At 59.2% G+C, this 14,149-nt stretch carries 12 protein-coding genes; 5 read left to right on the top strand and 7 right to left on the bottom strand.

From position 1 onward, the window contains the following. Positions 1-169: 169 nt before the first annotated feature. The gene (locus BW686_RS13890) at positions 170-1,036 is read right to left on the bottom strand and encodes a MurR/RpiR family transcriptional regulator (RefSeq protein WP_054988046.1); all 867 of its coding nucleotides are present in this window, start codon (positions 1,034-1,036) and stop codon (positions 170-172) included. 218 nt (positions 1,037-1,254) lie between these two features. Here BW686_RS13890 and zwf point away from each other — a divergent pair, with 218 nt between their 5' ends. The 3 genes from zwf to BW686_RS13875 are packed head-to-tail and all read left to right on the top strand — an operon-like array spanning position 1,255 to position 4,116. Then, positions 1,255-2,724 carry a glucose-6-phosphate dehydrogenase gene (zwf, locus tag BW686_RS13885; RefSeq protein ID WP_084917653.1) on the top strand — a complete coding sequence of 490 codons (1,470 nt, stop codon included), beginning with the start codon at positions 1,255-1,257 and terminating at the stop codon, positions 2,722-2,724. Then, positions 2,711-3,424 carry a 6-phosphogluconolactonase gene (pgl, locus tag BW686_RS13880; RefSeq protein WP_084917651.1) on the top strand — a complete coding sequence of 238 codons (714 nt, stop codon included), beginning with the start codon at positions 2,711-2,713 and terminating at the stop codon, positions 3,422-3,424. Before zwf ends, pgl begins: the two co-directional genes overlap by 14 nt. A gap of 17 nt (positions 3,425-3,441) precedes the next feature. After that, the gene (locus tag BW686_RS13875; RefSeq protein WP_084917649.1) at positions 3,442-4,116 is read left to right on the top strand and encodes a bifunctional 4-hydroxy-2-oxoglutarate aldolase/2-dehydro-3-deoxy-phosphogluconate aldolase; all 675 of its coding nucleotides are present in this window, start codon (positions 3,442-3,444) and stop codon (positions 4,114-4,116) included. 152 nt (positions 4,117-4,268) lie between these two features. Here the strand turns inward: BW686_RS13875 and BW686_RS13870 are convergent, their stop codons facing one another. Then, positions 4,269-4,508, bottom strand: coding sequence for a DUF3820 family protein (locus BW686_RS13870; RefSeq protein ID WP_007248394.1), 240 nt, complete (start codon positions 4,506-4,508; stop codon positions 4,269-4,271). Between the two features lie 217 nt (positions 4,509-4,725). Between BW686_RS13870 and BW686_RS13865 the strand changes: the two genes are divergently transcribed. Next, positions 4,726-5,196, top strand: coding sequence for a PA2169 family four-helix-bundle protein (locus BW686_RS13865; RefSeq protein ID WP_084917646.1), 471 nt, complete (start codon positions 4,726-4,728; stop codon positions 5,194-5,196). Positions 5,197-5,264: 68 nt separating this feature from the next. Here BW686_RS13865 and BW686_RS13860 read toward each other — a convergent pair whose 3' ends face one another. The 5 genes from BW686_RS13860 to BW686_RS13840 form a co-directional block, all read right to left on the bottom strand. After that, positions 5,265-6,797 (bottom strand): sensor domain-containing diguanylate cyclase, encoded by a 1,533-nt coding sequence (locus BW686_RS13860; RefSeq protein WP_084917643.1) that lies wholly within the window; start codon positions 6,795-6,797, stop codon positions 5,265-5,267. A 147-nt stretch (positions 6,798-6,944) separates the two neighbouring features. Next, entirely contained in the window at positions 6,945-8,309 is a 1,365-nt protein-coding gene (locus BW686_RS13855; protein WP_084917641.1) for a heavy metal sensor histidine kinase, read from the bottom strand. Further along, positions 8,299-8,976 carry a heavy metal response regulator transcription factor gene (locus BW686_RS13850; protein ID WP_002552331.1) on the bottom strand — a complete coding sequence of 226 codons (678 nt, stop codon included), beginning with the start codon at positions 8,974-8,976 and terminating at the stop codon, positions 8,299-8,301. Before BW686_RS13850 ends, BW686_RS13855 begins: the two co-directional genes overlap by 11 nt. 10 nt (positions 8,977-8,986) lie before the next feature. Further along, entirely contained in the window at positions 8,987-12,091 is a 3,105-nt protein-coding gene (locus BW686_RS13845; protein WP_084917639.1) for a multidrug efflux RND transporter permease subunit, read from the bottom strand. Continuing rightward, positions 12,088-13,254: an efflux RND transporter periplasmic adaptor subunit gene (locus BW686_RS13840; protein WP_084917637.1), complete on the bottom strand. Its 1,167-nt coding sequence runs from the start codon at positions 13,252-13,254 to the stop codon at positions 12,088-12,090. The genes BW686_RS13845 and BW686_RS13840 overlap by 4 nt, the downstream gene beginning before the upstream one ends. A gap of 289 nt (positions 13,255-13,543) precedes the next feature. Between BW686_RS13840 and BW686_RS27315 the strand changes: the two genes are divergently transcribed. Then, positions 13,544-13,924, top strand: coding sequence for a hypothetical protein (locus BW686_RS27315; protein WP_084917634.1), 381 nt, complete (start codon positions 13,544-13,546; stop codon positions 13,922-13,924). Positions 13,925-14,149 lie beyond the last annotated feature (225 nt).

Here is a 14,149-nt window from a genome sequence, read left to right as displayed (position 1 = left end):
GACGCGGAGCGTCACGAACTGCATGCCAACGCGGAGCGTCGGCACGAGAGTCAAAGTCGAGCCTGAGTCGCAGAACCGCCGTGTGACGCAGAGCGTCACGAACTGCATGCCAACGCTGGAGCGTGAGGAACGATGTTCTGGATGATCCGCGTCCGGTCTTAAGCCTGCTTCAGCCCTGATCCTCAATCGGATACCGGCTGTCGTTCAGGCTCTCCTTGATCTTGCGCAAGTGCGGCTGAAAGTCGACACCGCGGCGCAGCGTCATGCCCGTGGCCAGTACGTCGAGCACAGTGAGCTGAATGATCCGCGAAGTCATCGGCATATAGATATCCGTATCCTCCGGCAGCGGAATATTCAGGCTTACGGTACTGGCCTGAGCCAGCGGTGAGCCCGCGGCGGTCAGCCCCAGCACCGACGCGCCGTTGGCCCGGGCAATTCGTGCCACTTCCACCAGCTCGCGGGTACGGCCGGTGTAGGAAATGATCACGAACAGCTCGCCCGTATGAGCCACCGAGGCAATCATTCGCTGCATCAGCACATCGGCATGGGCCGTCACCGCCAGGTTGAAACGGAAAAATTTGTGCTGCGCATCCAGCGCCACCGGGGCGGAAGCGCCCAGACCGAAAAAGTGGATCTGCCTGGCCTGGATCAACATGTCCACCGACTTGCTGATCAGCGCCGGGTCCAGTTGCTGGCAGGCGCTGTCCAGTGACGCAATGGCACTGCCGAAAATCTTCTGGGTGTACGCCTCGGGGTTGTCGTCGGCTTCCACCGCACGGCTCACATAGGCGGCACCGCTGGCCAGGCTCTGCGCCAATTGCAGTTTCAATTCCGGGTAGCCGCTGACGCTGAACGAACGGCAGAAGCGGTTGACCGTCGGTTCGCTGACTTTTGCCGCCTGAGCCAGCGCGGCGATGCTCAATCGCGTCGCCATCTGCGGGTTGAGCAGGATCACCTCGGCCACTTTGCGTTCGGCCTTGTTCAGCTCATCGAGTCGGCTCTGGATTTGCTCCAGAAGGTTTCTTACGCGGTCCATTCAAAGTCCTTGTCGGGGCTGATTCACCAACGGTTTTGGCCTGAGCTTTTATTAGCCCTTTAGCCTGTAGCAAAGGTGGCCTATCGTACTGAGGGCCTGTGTTGATCACCACTGGAATATGCTTTCAGGCAGAATGTTGTGGTTATTACTACATATGGCCTTGAGTAACGCCTTTAAAAAAGGTATTTGTAGCCTAACTTGATAAAAGAACCAACATTATGCCCTTGATTACGGTTGAACCGTGTACATTTGCCCTGTTTGGTGCCCTGGGGGACCTGGCGGTACGCAAGCTGTTCCCGGCTCTTTATCAGCTTGATCGCGCTGGACTGCTGCATGAAGACACACGAATTCTTGCCTTGGCACGTGAGCCGGGCGACGAACAGTCGCATCTGGCGTATATCGAAAAATCCATGCGTCGCTTCATTCCCGAAGCGGAGCTCGAGGCCGAAAACGCCCAGCGCTTTCTGGCGCGCCTCAGCTACCTGCATGTCGACTTCCTCAAGGCTGAGGATTACGTGGCACTGGCCGAGCGCGTCGGCAATGCCGAGACCCTGATCGCTTACTTCGCCACGCCGGCCTCGGTGTATGGCGCGATCTGCGAAAACCTGGCGTCGGTGAACCTGGCTGAGCGCACGCGTGCCGTGCTGGAAAAACCCATCGGCCATGACCTGGCTTCTTCGCGTCGGGTCAACGACGCCGTTGCCCAGTTTTTCCCGGAAAACCGCGTCTATCGCATTGACCATTATCTGGGCAAGGACACGGTACAGAACCTCATTGCCCTGCGTTTTGCCAACAGCCTGTTCGAAACCCAGTGGAATCAGAATCACATTTCGCACGTGGAAATCACGGTGGCCGAAAAGGTCGGTATCGAGGGCCGTTGGGGCTACTTCGATCAGGCGGGCCAACTGCGCGACATGATTCAGAACCACCTGCTGCAACTGCTTTGCCTGATTGCGATGGACCCGCCCAGCGACCTGTCGGCCGACAGCATCCGTGATGAGAAGGTCAAGGTGCTCAAGGCGCTGGCGCCGTTCACGCCTGAGCGTCTGGCAACTCAGGTGGTGCGTGGTCAGTACACCTCCGGTTACAGCGAAGGCAAAGCAGTGCCGGGTTACCTGGAAGAAGAAAATTCCAATACCCAGAGCGATACCGAAACCTTCGTCGCGTTGCGTGCCGACATCCGCAACTGGCGCTGGTCAGGCACACCGTTCTACCTGCGTACCGGCAAGCGCATGCCGCAGAAGCTGTCGCAGATCGTGATCCACTTCAAAGAGCCGCCGCACTACATCTTTGCCCCTGAGCAGCGTTTGCAGATCAGCAACCGGCTGATCATCCGCTTGCAACCTGACGAAGGCATTTCCCTGCAGGTGATGACCAAGGATCAGGGCCTGGACAAAGGCATGCAGTTGCGCAGCGGCCCCTTGCAACTGAATTTTTCCGACACCTACCGCAGTGCTCGCGTCCCCGATGCGTATGAGCGGTTGTTGCTGGAAGTCATGCGTGGCAATCAGAACCTGTTTGTCCGCAAAGATGAAATCGAGTACGCCTGGCAATGGTGTGATCAGTTGATCGCAGGCTGGAAGAAGGCGGGCGATGCGCCCAAGCCTTACCCGGCTGGAACCTGGGGGCCAATGAGCTCCATTGCCCTGATTACTCGCGACGGGAGATCCTGGTATGGCGATATGTGACCTTGAGCTGCCAGCAGGGCTGGTAGCGCGTGAATTCGACACCCCTCAACAACTGGCCGATGCGCTGGCCGGCAATGTAGCCGAGCGCCTGAAACAGGCGATCAGCGAAAACGGTCTGGCCACGCTGGTGGTGTCTGGCGGACGCAGCCCGGTGGCGTTTTTCCAGAGCCTGGCGGCACAGCCGTTGGAGTGGTCGAAAGTCGTCATCAGCCTGGCGGACGAGCGTTTCGTTCCCACTGAACACGCCGACAGCAATGCCGGTCTGCTGCAGCGTCATCTGCTGCAAGGCCCTGCGGCGAACGCCAGGTTCCTGGGCTTGTACAACGTGGCAGGCAGTGTTGAAGAGGCCGCACAGGTTGCCGATCAGGCGCTGGCCGAGCTGCCGCCCATCGATGTACTGATTCTGGGCATGGGCGACGACGGGCACACCGCGTCGCTGTTCCCCGACAGCCCCAACCTGAGCGAGGCGCTGGACCTCAATGGCGCGCGCCGCTGTCTGCCGATGCTCGCACCCAGCGTGCCGCATCAGCGCCTGACCCTGACCCGCCGCCTGCTGGCTTCAGCGCGTTCGCCGATCCTGTCGGTCTCCGGACAGGCCAAATTAGACACCCTGCGCGCGGCGCTGGCCGGCGATGACCTCGCCGAGATGCCGGTCCGTGCCTTCCTCAACCCGTCGCTCGAGATTTACTGGTGCCCATAAGCAAAGGAACCGTCGCCATGACACAGCACGAAAATAATCAGCCGCTCAACAGCATGGCGAACAAGATTGCCCAGATTGATGAACTCTGCGCCAAGGCGAAGATTTTGCCGGTCATCACCATTGCCCGTGACGAGGACGTGCTGCCGTTGGCTGATGCCCTCGCTGCCGGAGGCATGACGGCCCTGGAAATTACCTTGCGCTCGGCGTTCGGACTGAGCGCGATCCGTATTCTGCGTGAGCAGCGCCCCGAACTCTGCGTGGGCGCTGGCACTATTCTGGACCGCAAGATGCTGGCTGACGCCGAAGCGGCAGGTTCGCAGTTCATCGTGACCCCAGGCAGCACGCAGGAACTCTTGCAGGCCGCGCTCGACAGCCCGCTGCCGTTGCTGCCAGGCGTCAGCAGTGCATCGGAAATCATGATCGGCTACGCGATGGGCTATCGTCGCTTCAAGTTGTTCCCGGCTGAAATCAGCGGCGGTGTGGCGGCCATCAAGGCTTTGGGTGCGCCGTTCAATGAAGTGCGTTTCTGCCCAACCGGTGGGGTCAACGAGCAGAACCTCAAAAGTTACATGGCGTTGCCTAACGTCATGTGCGTTGGCGGGACCTGGATGATCGATAACGCCTGGGTCAAGAACGGCGACTGGGGCCGCATTCAGGAAGCCACGGCTCAGGCACTGGCGCTGTTTGACTGATTGTTCTGATTGAAAAACTTTCTGGAGTCAGCCGTTGCGGCTGATTCTGACAAAGAAGTTGTTGCAAGTCGTATGGCTTTGCGGTGCTCCCTGGTCCGGAGCACCGATTTTTTCTGACCGGACTGTTCTCTTCTTTTGCGTATTCCTCTTCTTTATCCCCTGTCCTTGAATGACTGCCGTGGACGCGTCCGCAGCGGGTCCAATAGCGCGCTCAGCCCGTTGTGATCGATTTCCTGCATCAGCGCCAGCAGGCCACCCAGTTCGCCTTTGGGAAAGCCTTCCCGTGCGAACCAGTTCAGATAATGCCCTGGCAGGTCGGCAATCAGCCGTCCCTTGTATTTGCCGAACGGCATTTCCTGAGTGACCAGCAGCTTGAGTTTTTCGGGATTCATGTATGAACGGCTCTGTATTTATTTCGCCCATCACAATACGTGCATTCTGCATGCAGGCCAAACGACAGTTCATGCAGAAGTCACGACCCGATAAATGTGAAAATTTCGTAAGTGTTTGATTTTATTTGAATATATCTGCATCAGAAACTGGCACGGCGCCTGCAATTACCTATTCATCTAACACTTTCGTATCAACCTGCCATTAGGAAATTATCAAATGACTGATATCAACAAAGAAACGATCTCTATCCTGAATGACCTGATCGAAACCAGCATCGACGGCAAAGAAGGGTTTGCCACCAGCGCAGAAAATGCAAAGACCGCATCGGTGAAAGAGTTTTTCACACGTCGCTCTGCTGAAGTTGGCGCCGCAGTTACCGAACTGCAGCAGCATGTCAAGCAACTGGGCGGCAAGCCAGAAGACTCCTCCAGCATGTCAGCTGACTTGCACCAGGCGTGGGTCAAGCTGAAAACCGTCTTCACCAGCAATGATGACCTGGCTGTGCTGGAAGAAGCGGAACGTGGCGAAGACGTCGCCAAGAAAGCCTATGCCGACGCTATCAAGAAATCGCGTGAGAAGGGTGTTTCCTCTGACGTGATCGCCGTGATCGAAAAGCAGTACGAAGGCGTTCTGAAAAACCACGACGAAGTCAAAGCACTGCGTAACGCAGCCCGCGCTGCATCGTAATTCGATGCTCCTGCGGTAATAGAAAAACGCCAGCCAGTCTGGCGTTTTTTATGCCTATTCTCAGCCTGTCAGGCCTGACTCAGGTTCTCTGAGCCCGTAGCCGCAGCGCGTTGCTCAACCCTGTTGCGACCATTGTTCTTGGCCTGATAAAGCGCTTTGTCGGCTATTCCGAAAAACGATTCCAGTTTGTCCCCGGGTCGCACAATCTCTGAAACGACTCCGATACTGACCGTAATCGAATGTTCTGCATTCGCGAACCGCGGCAATGCTTCGACTGAGTGGCGGATGTTTTCGGCAATCATCATGGCGCCCTTCAGATCGGTTTCCGGCAAGACCACCACAAACTCTTCGCCGCCATAGCGCGCCAGTTGATCACCCGGTCGGCGAATGCTGTACGAAATGGTCTGCGCAATCAGTCGCAGCGCCTCGTCTCCGCCCTGGTGCCCATGACGCTCGTTGAACGCCTTGAAATGATCCACATCGATCATCAGCAACGAAAGACGCTTGCCGGAGCGTTGCGCCCGTGCCCATTCGGTGTCCATTGCTTCGTCAAGCTGGCGACGGTTGTCGAGTCCGGTCAGGCCATCCGTCGCTGCGAGGTCGGCCAGCGCATCTTCGGCGCGGCGTCGGCGACGCAGTTCGCGAGACAGCAGCCAGGTCAGCCATAGAATCCCGAAGCACAAGACGCCGGTGGCCGTTGCGACCAGCCAGGCGTTGCGCGTCCAGACGGCATAGACTTCTTCCTCGGACTGACCGATCACCACGATCAGCGGAAGGTTGCCAACCCGCGAAAATGTATACAGGCGCTTTGCATTCATTTGAGTGGAGAGGGCGGTAAAGCTGCCATCACCTTCCTTGAGAATGCGCTGAAAGTTTGAGGTGTGGCTGTAGTCCTTGCCGATCAAATCCTGACCGTCCAGGTCCGGGTAGCGGACAATGAGAATGCCATTGGCATTGATCAGATTTATGCTGCTCCCGGCGCCCAGGTTCTGGCTCATGAACAGATTTTTGAAATACACCAGGCGCATGGCTGCGCTGGCAATCCCCAGAAACTCACCGTCGGGGCCTGAAATTCTTCGGCTGAAACTGATGCACCAGTCCTTGTACCCCCAACGGGTTTTATACGGGGTACTGACGTGAAGGTCCGTCGAAGGATCTGTTGCATGGATTTTGAAGTAGGAGCGGTCAGAAAAGTTATCGACACGCGGCGTGATCGACAACGAGTCAGCCAATATGTCTCCCTTGTTATCGAGCAACACCAGGTCGCCCTTGTAAGAGGCCGCCGTGGAACGGTCAAACAATACAAGTTGCTTGAGCTCGGGTGACAGATTCTTCAAGTCGGGGCGCTGCCAACTGCTGATCATGCCTTGCAGGGAAGAGTCGTAAAGTTCTGCGTTGTGCATGACGTCTGCGTCAATCAGTCGCACGATGTTGGCCGCTGCACGCGCCGCCGTCTGTGCAGCATCGTCACGCTCCCTGAGCAGCAAAGAGGCAACAATGGCGAGAATGGCAAGCATCGCCAGCAAACTGCCGAGGATCAACATGAGCTCAGGGCGGGGCCAGTGGGGCCGGTCCGGCCGAGAGGACGCAGACAACATCATCGGTTGCTCTACCTGCAAAAAAGGTGCTGAAACGTGACGGGATCAAAAGTGTTTGTGTGGATGAGTGTATAGCAGGCTATATAACACGCCGCCTGTGTTCTTATAAGACGGGGATATGAATATATATAAGAAACGTACAGCAACCCGTCAGCGAGGCAGCTGGAGACCAAATGTATTGGCGCCCTGATGGCTGTTAACAAACACCGTGCCGCCGTGCATCAAGGCAATCGCTTTGACGATGGCCAGGCCCAGTCCATGGTTGGCGCCGCTGTTGCTGCGCGAGGCATCGACCCGGTAAAAACGCTCGAACAGGCGGGGCAAATGTTCCGGCGCAATTTGCCTGCCCGGATTGCTGACGGCAATGCTGACGTACTCGGCGTGCGATTCGATAGACACGCAAATGACCATGCCCGCGTCGGTGTGCTGCACGGCGTTGTGCAGCAGGTTGATCAGCGCACGGCGCAGATGAGCTTTTTCGACAGGTACGCTGGCGTCGCCTTTGACGTCCACCCGCACTTGCGCGTCTTCCAGAATGAAATCCAGATAATCGAGGGTAGTGGCCACCTCTTCAGCCAGTGACGCGCAGGTCAGCGCCTGGACTTTGGTGCCCTGATCGGCGCTGGCCAGGAACAGCATGTCATTGATGATCGAGCGTAGCCGCTCCAGCTCTTCGAGGTTGGATTGAAGCACCTCGAAATAATGCTCGGCAGAACGGCCACGGGTCAGGGCCACCTGGGTCTGGCCGATCAGGTTGGTCAGCGGCGAGCGAAGCTCGTGAGCCACGTCGGCGTTGAACGACTCCAGGCGTGAATAAGCCTGCTCGACACGCTCCAGCGTCGAGTTGAAGGACGCAACAAATTGTTCAAGCTCGGGAGGCAGCGGCGAGAGCTGCAAGCGACCGGAAAGACGTGGCGGCGCCAGCTTCCGGACCTCCTGCGAGAGGCTGGTCAACGGACGCAGGCCGATGCGCGCGACCCAGTAACCGAGCGCCGACGCCAGCAGAACGCCGATTGTCGCCAGACTGATCAGCGCGACCAGCAGCGAGTGTTGAGTGTGCCAGAACGTCTCGGTGTCGATGGCGGTCAGAAAGCGCAGTGCCGGGCGTTGCTCCTTGGCCGGAAACTCGCTGACCAGCACCTTGAAGGCGAAAGGGTGGTCCGCCAGTTTCAGGTCGTGCATGCCCAACGGCCCCAACGCGAAGCGGCGGATATCCGCCCCCGGATTGCCGAACTCATAGGCTGGATCTTCGCTGACCACCCAGAAACGCAGGCGCTTGTCTTCCTCGCTGAGCAACTTCAGTTTTGCTTTGATCTTGCCCCAGTGCTCCGGGTTGCCATACCGCCCCACCGCCGATTCCAAAACGCTGTAGCGCGCATCGACTTCGGCGCGAGGCAGCAGGTCCAGGCTCTTGTCGACCTGCAGGTACAAGGCCCAGCCGATCAGCATGAACACTGACAGAGCGACCAGCGCGAACAGCCCGCTCAGGCGCAGGGCAATGGAGTCAACCCGCACTGCGGTTCTCCAGCACGTAGCCCATGCCGCGAATGGTGTGCAGCAGTTTGTGTTCGTGGGGGCCGTCGAGCTTGGCGCGCAGGCGCTTGATGGCGACTTCGACCACGTTGGTATCGCTGTCGAAATTGATGTCCCAGACCATCTCCGCAATCGACGTCTTGGACAGGATGTCGCCCTGACGTCTGGCCAGCACGCTGAGCAGAGAAAACTCCTTGGCAGTGAGATCCAGGCGCATTCCGGCGCGGGTTGCCTTGCGGCTGATCAGGTCGATCCACAGGTCGGCGATCGTGATCTGCACCGGCTCGTGACCACCGCTGCGACGGGTCAGCGCTTGCAGGCGGGCAACCAGCTCCAGAAACGAAAACGGTTTTCCGAGATAGTCATCGGCCCCCTCGCGCAGGCCGCGAATACGGTCATCGACCTGTTCGCGGGCGGTCAGCATGATCACCGGCGTCTGCTTGCGCGCACGCAGCGCACGCAACACGCCAAAACCGTCGAGGCCTGGCAGCATCACATCGAGAATGATGATCGCGTGGTCGTTCTCCAGAGCCAGGTGCAGGCCCTCGATGCCGTCGCGGGCCACGTCCACGGCATAGCCCTGTTCGGTCAGGCCCCGGCGCAGATAGTCTGCGGTTTTTTCCTCGTCTTCGATAATCAGCACGCGCATCGGGCGACTCTCACTTGTTCAGGGCCAGCGCCGGTGCGGCGGGCGCCGGGTGGCGTCGATGGAACAGCCGCTCCAGTTGCAGGTAGATGACCGGTGTGGTGAACAGCGTCAGCATCTGGCTCACCAGCAGACCGCCGACGACCGCAATCCCCAAGGGCTGGCGCAACTCGGCACCCACCCCGAAACCCAGCATCAATGGCAAGGCACCGAGCAGGGCGGCGAGGGTGGTCATGATAATCGGTCGGAAGCGTGTGATGCAGGCTTCATAAATCGCGTCCTGCGGCGAGAGGCCTTGCTCGCGCTGTGCCTGCAGCGCGAAGTCCACCAGCAGGATGCCGTTCTTCTTGACGATGCCGATCAGCAGCACCACCCCGATCAGCGCCATGATCGAGAAGTCCTGCCCCATCATCCACAACAGCAACAGTGCGCCGATGCCTGCCGAGGGCAGGGTGGAAATGATGGTCAGCGGATGCACGAAACTCTCATAAAGCACCCCCAGAATGATGTAGACCGCCACCAGTGCCGCGAGGATCAGCCACGGCTGGTTGGCCAGTGAGCTCTGGAACGCCTGTGCCGCGCCCTGGAAACTGCCGATGATCGAGGCCGGCATGCCGATTTCGTTCTTGGCCTGATCGAGCATGCGCACCGCGTCGCCCAATGCGACGCCCGACGCCAGGTTGAACGACAGGTTCGCAGCCGGGAACATGCCATCGTGGCTGATCGACAACGGGCCCATGCGTGGAGCGCTGACCTTGGCCAGCGCCGACAGCGGCACCATTTCGTTGGTCAGTGGCGAGCGCAGGTAAAAGTAGGCCAGGCTTTCCGCCTTGCCGCGCTGCTGGGCGTCGAGTTCGAGGATGACCTTGTATTGGTTGACTTCGGTCTGGTATTCGCTGATCTGCCGCTGTCCGAACGCGTCGTATAACGCCTGATCGACATCGGCCGTGGTCAGGCCGAAGCGTGCGGCAGCACTGCGATCAATATCGATGTGGGTCACGCTGCCGCCCAGCTGCAAGTCGTTGGACATGTCGCGAAACGCCGGGTTGCTGCGCAGTTTCTCGGTCAGCCGTTCGGTCCAGGTGGTGAGCAGGGCGCCGTCATTGCTTTTGAGCACGTACTGATACTGGCTGCGGCTCGGGCCTGAACTGAGGTTGATGTCTTGCCCGGCACGCAGGTACAGAACGATGCCGGGGACTTTCGCCAGCTTGGGGCGCAAGCGGTCAATGAACTCGCTGACCGACACATCGCGCTCGGACCGTGGCTTGAGCGAAATCCAGAAGCGGCCGTTGGCAATGGTCTGGTTGCTGCCTGACACGCCCACCGAATGAGAGAACGCCAGCACCGCAGGGTCCGCACCGACGATCTTCGCCAGTTGCAGATGCTTTTCCACCATGTCCGGGTAGGAAATATCGGCAGCAGCCTCACTGGTGCCCAGTGCGAACGCCGTGTCCTGAACCGGGAAGAACCCCTTGGGAATCAGAATGTAGCCCACCACCGCCAGCGCCAGGGTCAGGCCGAATATGCCCAGCATCAGCCGCTGATGAGCCAGCGCCTTGCGCAAACCCCGTTCATAGGAGGCCAGCAAACGCTCGCCGAACCCCGGCTTCTGATGCTGATTGTGTGTGGGCGCGCGCATGAACAACGCTGCCAGCGTCGGGGCGAGGGTCAGGGAAACCACCACCGAAATCAGAATGGTCGCCGTGGCGGTCAGTGCGAACTCCTTGAACAGCCGTCCGACCACACCGCCCATGAACAGCAGCGGAATGAACGCGGCCACCAGCGAGAAGCTGATCGACACGACGGTAAAGCCGATCTCCCCGGAGCCTTTGATTGCTGCCTCACGCATGCCTTGCCCGGCTTCGAGGTGGCGGTGAATGTTTTCCACCACGACGATGGCGTCATCCACCACAAAACCGACCGCGACCACGATGGCCACCAGCGTCAGGTTGTTAAGGCTGAACCCGAACAGGTACATCATCGCGAAGCTGGCCACCAGCGAGACGCCGAGCACCGCGCTGACGATCAGCGTGGCCGACAGCTGGCGCAGGAACAGCGCCATGACAGCGACCACCAGCAACACCGCAATCAGCAGGGTCAGCTCCACTTCGTGCAACGACGCACGAATGGTCCGGGTACGGTCGTTGAGCACCGAAACGTCCACGGCGGCGGGCAGCATTTCCTGCAAGCGGGGCAGTTCGCGCTGGATGCGGTCGACTGTCTCGACGATGTTGGCACCGGGTTGGCGAAAGATCGCGATGTTGACGCCCTGCTGATCACCAGACCATGCCTTGACGTAAGCATTCTCCGAACCCGCAACGACCCGCGCCACGTCTTTCAATTGCACGGGCGCGCCGTTCTTGTAGGAGACAATCAGTTGCGCGTAGTCCTGCGGTTTGAAGAGCTGGTCGTTGGAGGACAGGGTCGAAATGCTGTCCTTGCCATACAAGGCGCCTTTGGCCAGATTCAGGCTGGTCTGCTGCACCGCCAGGCGGATGTCTGCCAGGGTCAGGCCCAGCGCAGCGAGTTTTTCCGGTGCTGCCTGAACCCGAATGGCCGGGCGTTGCTGGCCGGTGATGTACACCTGACCGACGCCTTCGATCTGGCTGAGCTGACGCGCCAGAATGGTTTCGGTCACGTCGCTCAGTTCGGTGCCGGGCATCAGGCTGGAACTGACGCTCAGAATCAGCACCGGGCTGTCCGCCGGATTGACCTTGCGCCAGGTCGGCAGGCTGGGCATGTCGGCTGGCAGGCGTCCCGCAGCGGTGTTGATCGCGGCCTGGACTTCCTGGGCGGCTGTGTCGATGCTCTTGTTGAGCGTGAATTGCAGCGTCAGGTTGGTCGACCCCAATGCGCTGCTCGAGGTCATCTGGGTCATGCCGGGTATCGCGCTGAACTGCACTTCCAGCGGCGTCGCCACTGAAGAGGCCATGGTTTCAGGGCTGGCGCCGGGGAGTTGCGCGGTAATCTGGATGGTCGGGAATTCAGCCTCCGGCAACGGTGCTATCGGCAGCCGCGGAAAGGCAATGACGCCCAGCAGCACGATGGCGAAGGTCAATAACAGCGTGGCGACCGGGTGGTCGATGCACCAGGCCGAGACCGAACCGCGGCCATTCATCGTGTGCGCTCCGGTTGCGTGCTCGCCACTTCCGGGGCGGGTGCGCTGACCACCTCGACCGTCGCGCCCGGCCTGAGCCGCGACTGCCCGTCACTGACCAGGGTGTCGCCCGCTTGAGGCCCGCTGATCAATGTTTGCTCGCTGTCCTGATACAGCACTTTGACCGGCACGACCTCCACGGTGTTATCGGCAGTGAGTCGGTAGACGAAATGCTGGTCGACGCCGCGCTGCACCACTTGAGGCGGCACTTTAAGCGCGTTGCGCTCGATGCCGGTCTGGATCTTGACGGTCACCAGTTGCCCAGGCCAGAGCTGTTCGCGAGGGTTGGAGAATTGCGCCTTGGCGCGGATCGTGCCGGTGCCTGCCGAGACCTGATTGTCGATCAGGGACAGCGTCCCTTCGCCCAGCAGCAGGCCATTGGCTGCGCCATCGCCCTGATAGGCTTTGACTGCCGCCGGTGTGTGCTCGGCAACCAGTCCTTGCAGCGTAGGCAGCATTTGCTGTGGCAGGGAAAACTCCACCGCAATCGGATCGATCTGTGTCACCGAAAACAGCCCGCTGGCGTCGCTGACGCGCAGGAAGTTGCCCTCGTCAACGTTACGAATACCGACACGGCCCGTCACGGGGGAGCGAATCTGGGTGTAGGTCAGTTGCACCTGCGCAGCATTGATGCTGGCTTCATTGCCTTGCGCAGTGGCAGCCAGTTGCTTGACCAGCGCCTGCTGCTGATCGAACGTCTGCCGTGAGATACCGTTGTCTTCGGTGAGCTGGCGGTAGCGTTTGAGGTCCAGTTGTGCGACGTCCAGTTGCGCCTTGCTCTGAGCCAACTGGGCGCGTGTCTGCTCCAGCGAAGCACGAATGGATCGATCATCCAGGGTCGCCAGCAGCTCGCCAGCCTTGACCTGCTGACCTTCCTTGACCAGCACGCGAGTCAGCACACCGTCTACCTGAGGGCGGATCACCACACTTTGCAACGACAACACCGAGCCGATGCCCGTCACGAAATGTGGCACATCTTCGACGTTCACCGTGATCACCTTGACCGGCACCGCCGAAGCAACATGTCTGGGGATTGTGGCGGGGCGCGTCAGCTTCCAGCCAGCCACGGCAGCGCACGCTACCAGCAGGACAACAATGGTGACGGTCAGGGTCTGTCTGCGCATGTGAAGGAAACGCCAAAAGTCGCGATGGGAATAAAGTCGTTACCGCTTACTTATAGCCTGCAAACCCGGTCAGCAGAATGACTTTCAGCTGTCAGGTTTGTCAGCAAACTTCCGCGGGCAGAGGCCTCAGTCAAGAAATGCAGGCTTCGGACGATATATTTGTTGAAGGGCAATTTGTCCAGATGTTTATAAAGTCCCAGGGTAAATCCTACCTGCACCGGGCACACTTCTGGCAACGGATTCTCCTGTCGACATAACTCAATAGATGAGCCTGTGAGTGGAGAGCGCCATGAGAAGCGAAAAGTCATGCCGGAAAGGCGTTCTGAAAACGTTGCCCCGCCTTGAAAGCGTGTGGGCAGCCCTGGTGATGCTTCCATTAATGGTTGCCCCGTCGGTGTCGTTGGCAAAAGACGGTGTGCTCAGCCTGCACGGCAGTGTCGTCAACAGCAGTTGCAGGGTTTCATACCTTGATGCGAACCCGGCTGCTGGCCACACCCGGAGTGTCGAAGTTGCACCGGGTATTAAGGTGCATGTCAGCACCGACTACAATGCGTGTGGCGCGCAGGCTGTTCCATTTGTCGCGCATTTTCAACGCTTGCCTGCCGCGCCTCAGCCTGACGGAACGTCGTCTCCTTCCCGCACTGCCCTGATTACCTTGAACTATCAATAACGCCTTTCTGCCTGTGTTTTTCTTTATAACTGTCACCCGCCAGGTGTGACAGTTCAGGCGCAGGCACGTCCGCTCGAACAGTGCGCTGATGTTTTTATTCTGTTATGGATAAATGCCTTTGTGTGGGGGGTTGTGGGCACTCTTTCGTTATTCCTACAGACCCGTCCTGCGCGTTGTGTTGCGTTGTCTGCGGGCTAAAAGTTATGGGCCTGACAGCGATTAAAG

Source organism: Pseudomonas syringae, from assembly GCF_002157375.1.
Taxonomy (GTDB): domain Bacteria; phylum Pseudomonadota; class Gammaproteobacteria; order Pseudomonadales; family Pseudomonadaceae; genus Aquipseudomonas; species Aquipseudomonas syringae_T.
Note: the sequence above shows the minus strand (reverse complement) of the source record. Positions and strands in the feature narration are given on the sequence as shown.

Excerpts from the sequence above, each read along its gene's own strand:
- zwf (WP_084917653.1), top strand. The coding sequence starts at position 1,255 with ATGCCCTTGATTACGGTTGAACCGTGTACATTTGCCCTGTTTGGTGCC.
- BW686_RS13850 (WP_002552331.1), bottom strand. The coding sequence starts at position 8,976 with ATGCGCGTGCTGATTATCGAAGACGAGGAAAAAACCGCAGACTATCTG.
- BW686_RS13840 (WP_084917637.1), bottom strand. The coding sequence starts at position 13,254 with ATGCGCAGACAGACCCTGACCGTCACCATTGTTGTCCTGCTGGTAGCG.
- BW686_RS13870 (WP_007248394.1), bottom strand. The coding sequence starts at position 4,508 with ATGAATCCCGAAAAACTCAAGCTGCTGGTCACTCAGGAAATGCCGTTC.
- BW686_RS13890 (WP_054988046.1), bottom strand. The coding sequence starts at position 1,036 with ATGGACCGCGTAAGAAACCTTCTGGAGCAAATCCAGAGCCGACTCGAT.
- pgl (WP_084917651.1), top strand. The coding sequence starts at position 2,711 with ATGGCGATATGTGACCTTGAGCTGCCAGCAGGGCTGGTAGCGCGTGAA.
- BW686_RS13865 (WP_084917646.1), top strand. The coding sequence starts at position 4,726 with ATGACTGATATCAACAAAGAAACGATCTCTATCCTGAATGACCTGATC.
- BW686_RS27315 (WP_084917634.1), top strand. The coding sequence starts at position 13,544 with ATGAGAAGCGAAAAGTCATGCCGGAAAGGCGTTCTGAAAACGTTGCCC.
- BW686_RS13860 (WP_084917643.1), bottom strand. The coding sequence starts at position 6,797 with ATGATGTTGTCTGCGTCCTCTCGGCCGGACCGGCCCCACTGGCCCCGC.
- BW686_RS13845 (WP_084917639.1), bottom strand. The coding sequence starts at position 12,091 with ATGAATGGCCGCGGTTCGGTCTCGGCCTGGTGCATCGACCACCCGGTC.
- BW686_RS13875 (WP_084917649.1), top strand. The coding sequence starts at position 3,442 with ATGACACAGCACGAAAATAATCAGCCGCTCAACAGCATGGCGAACAAG.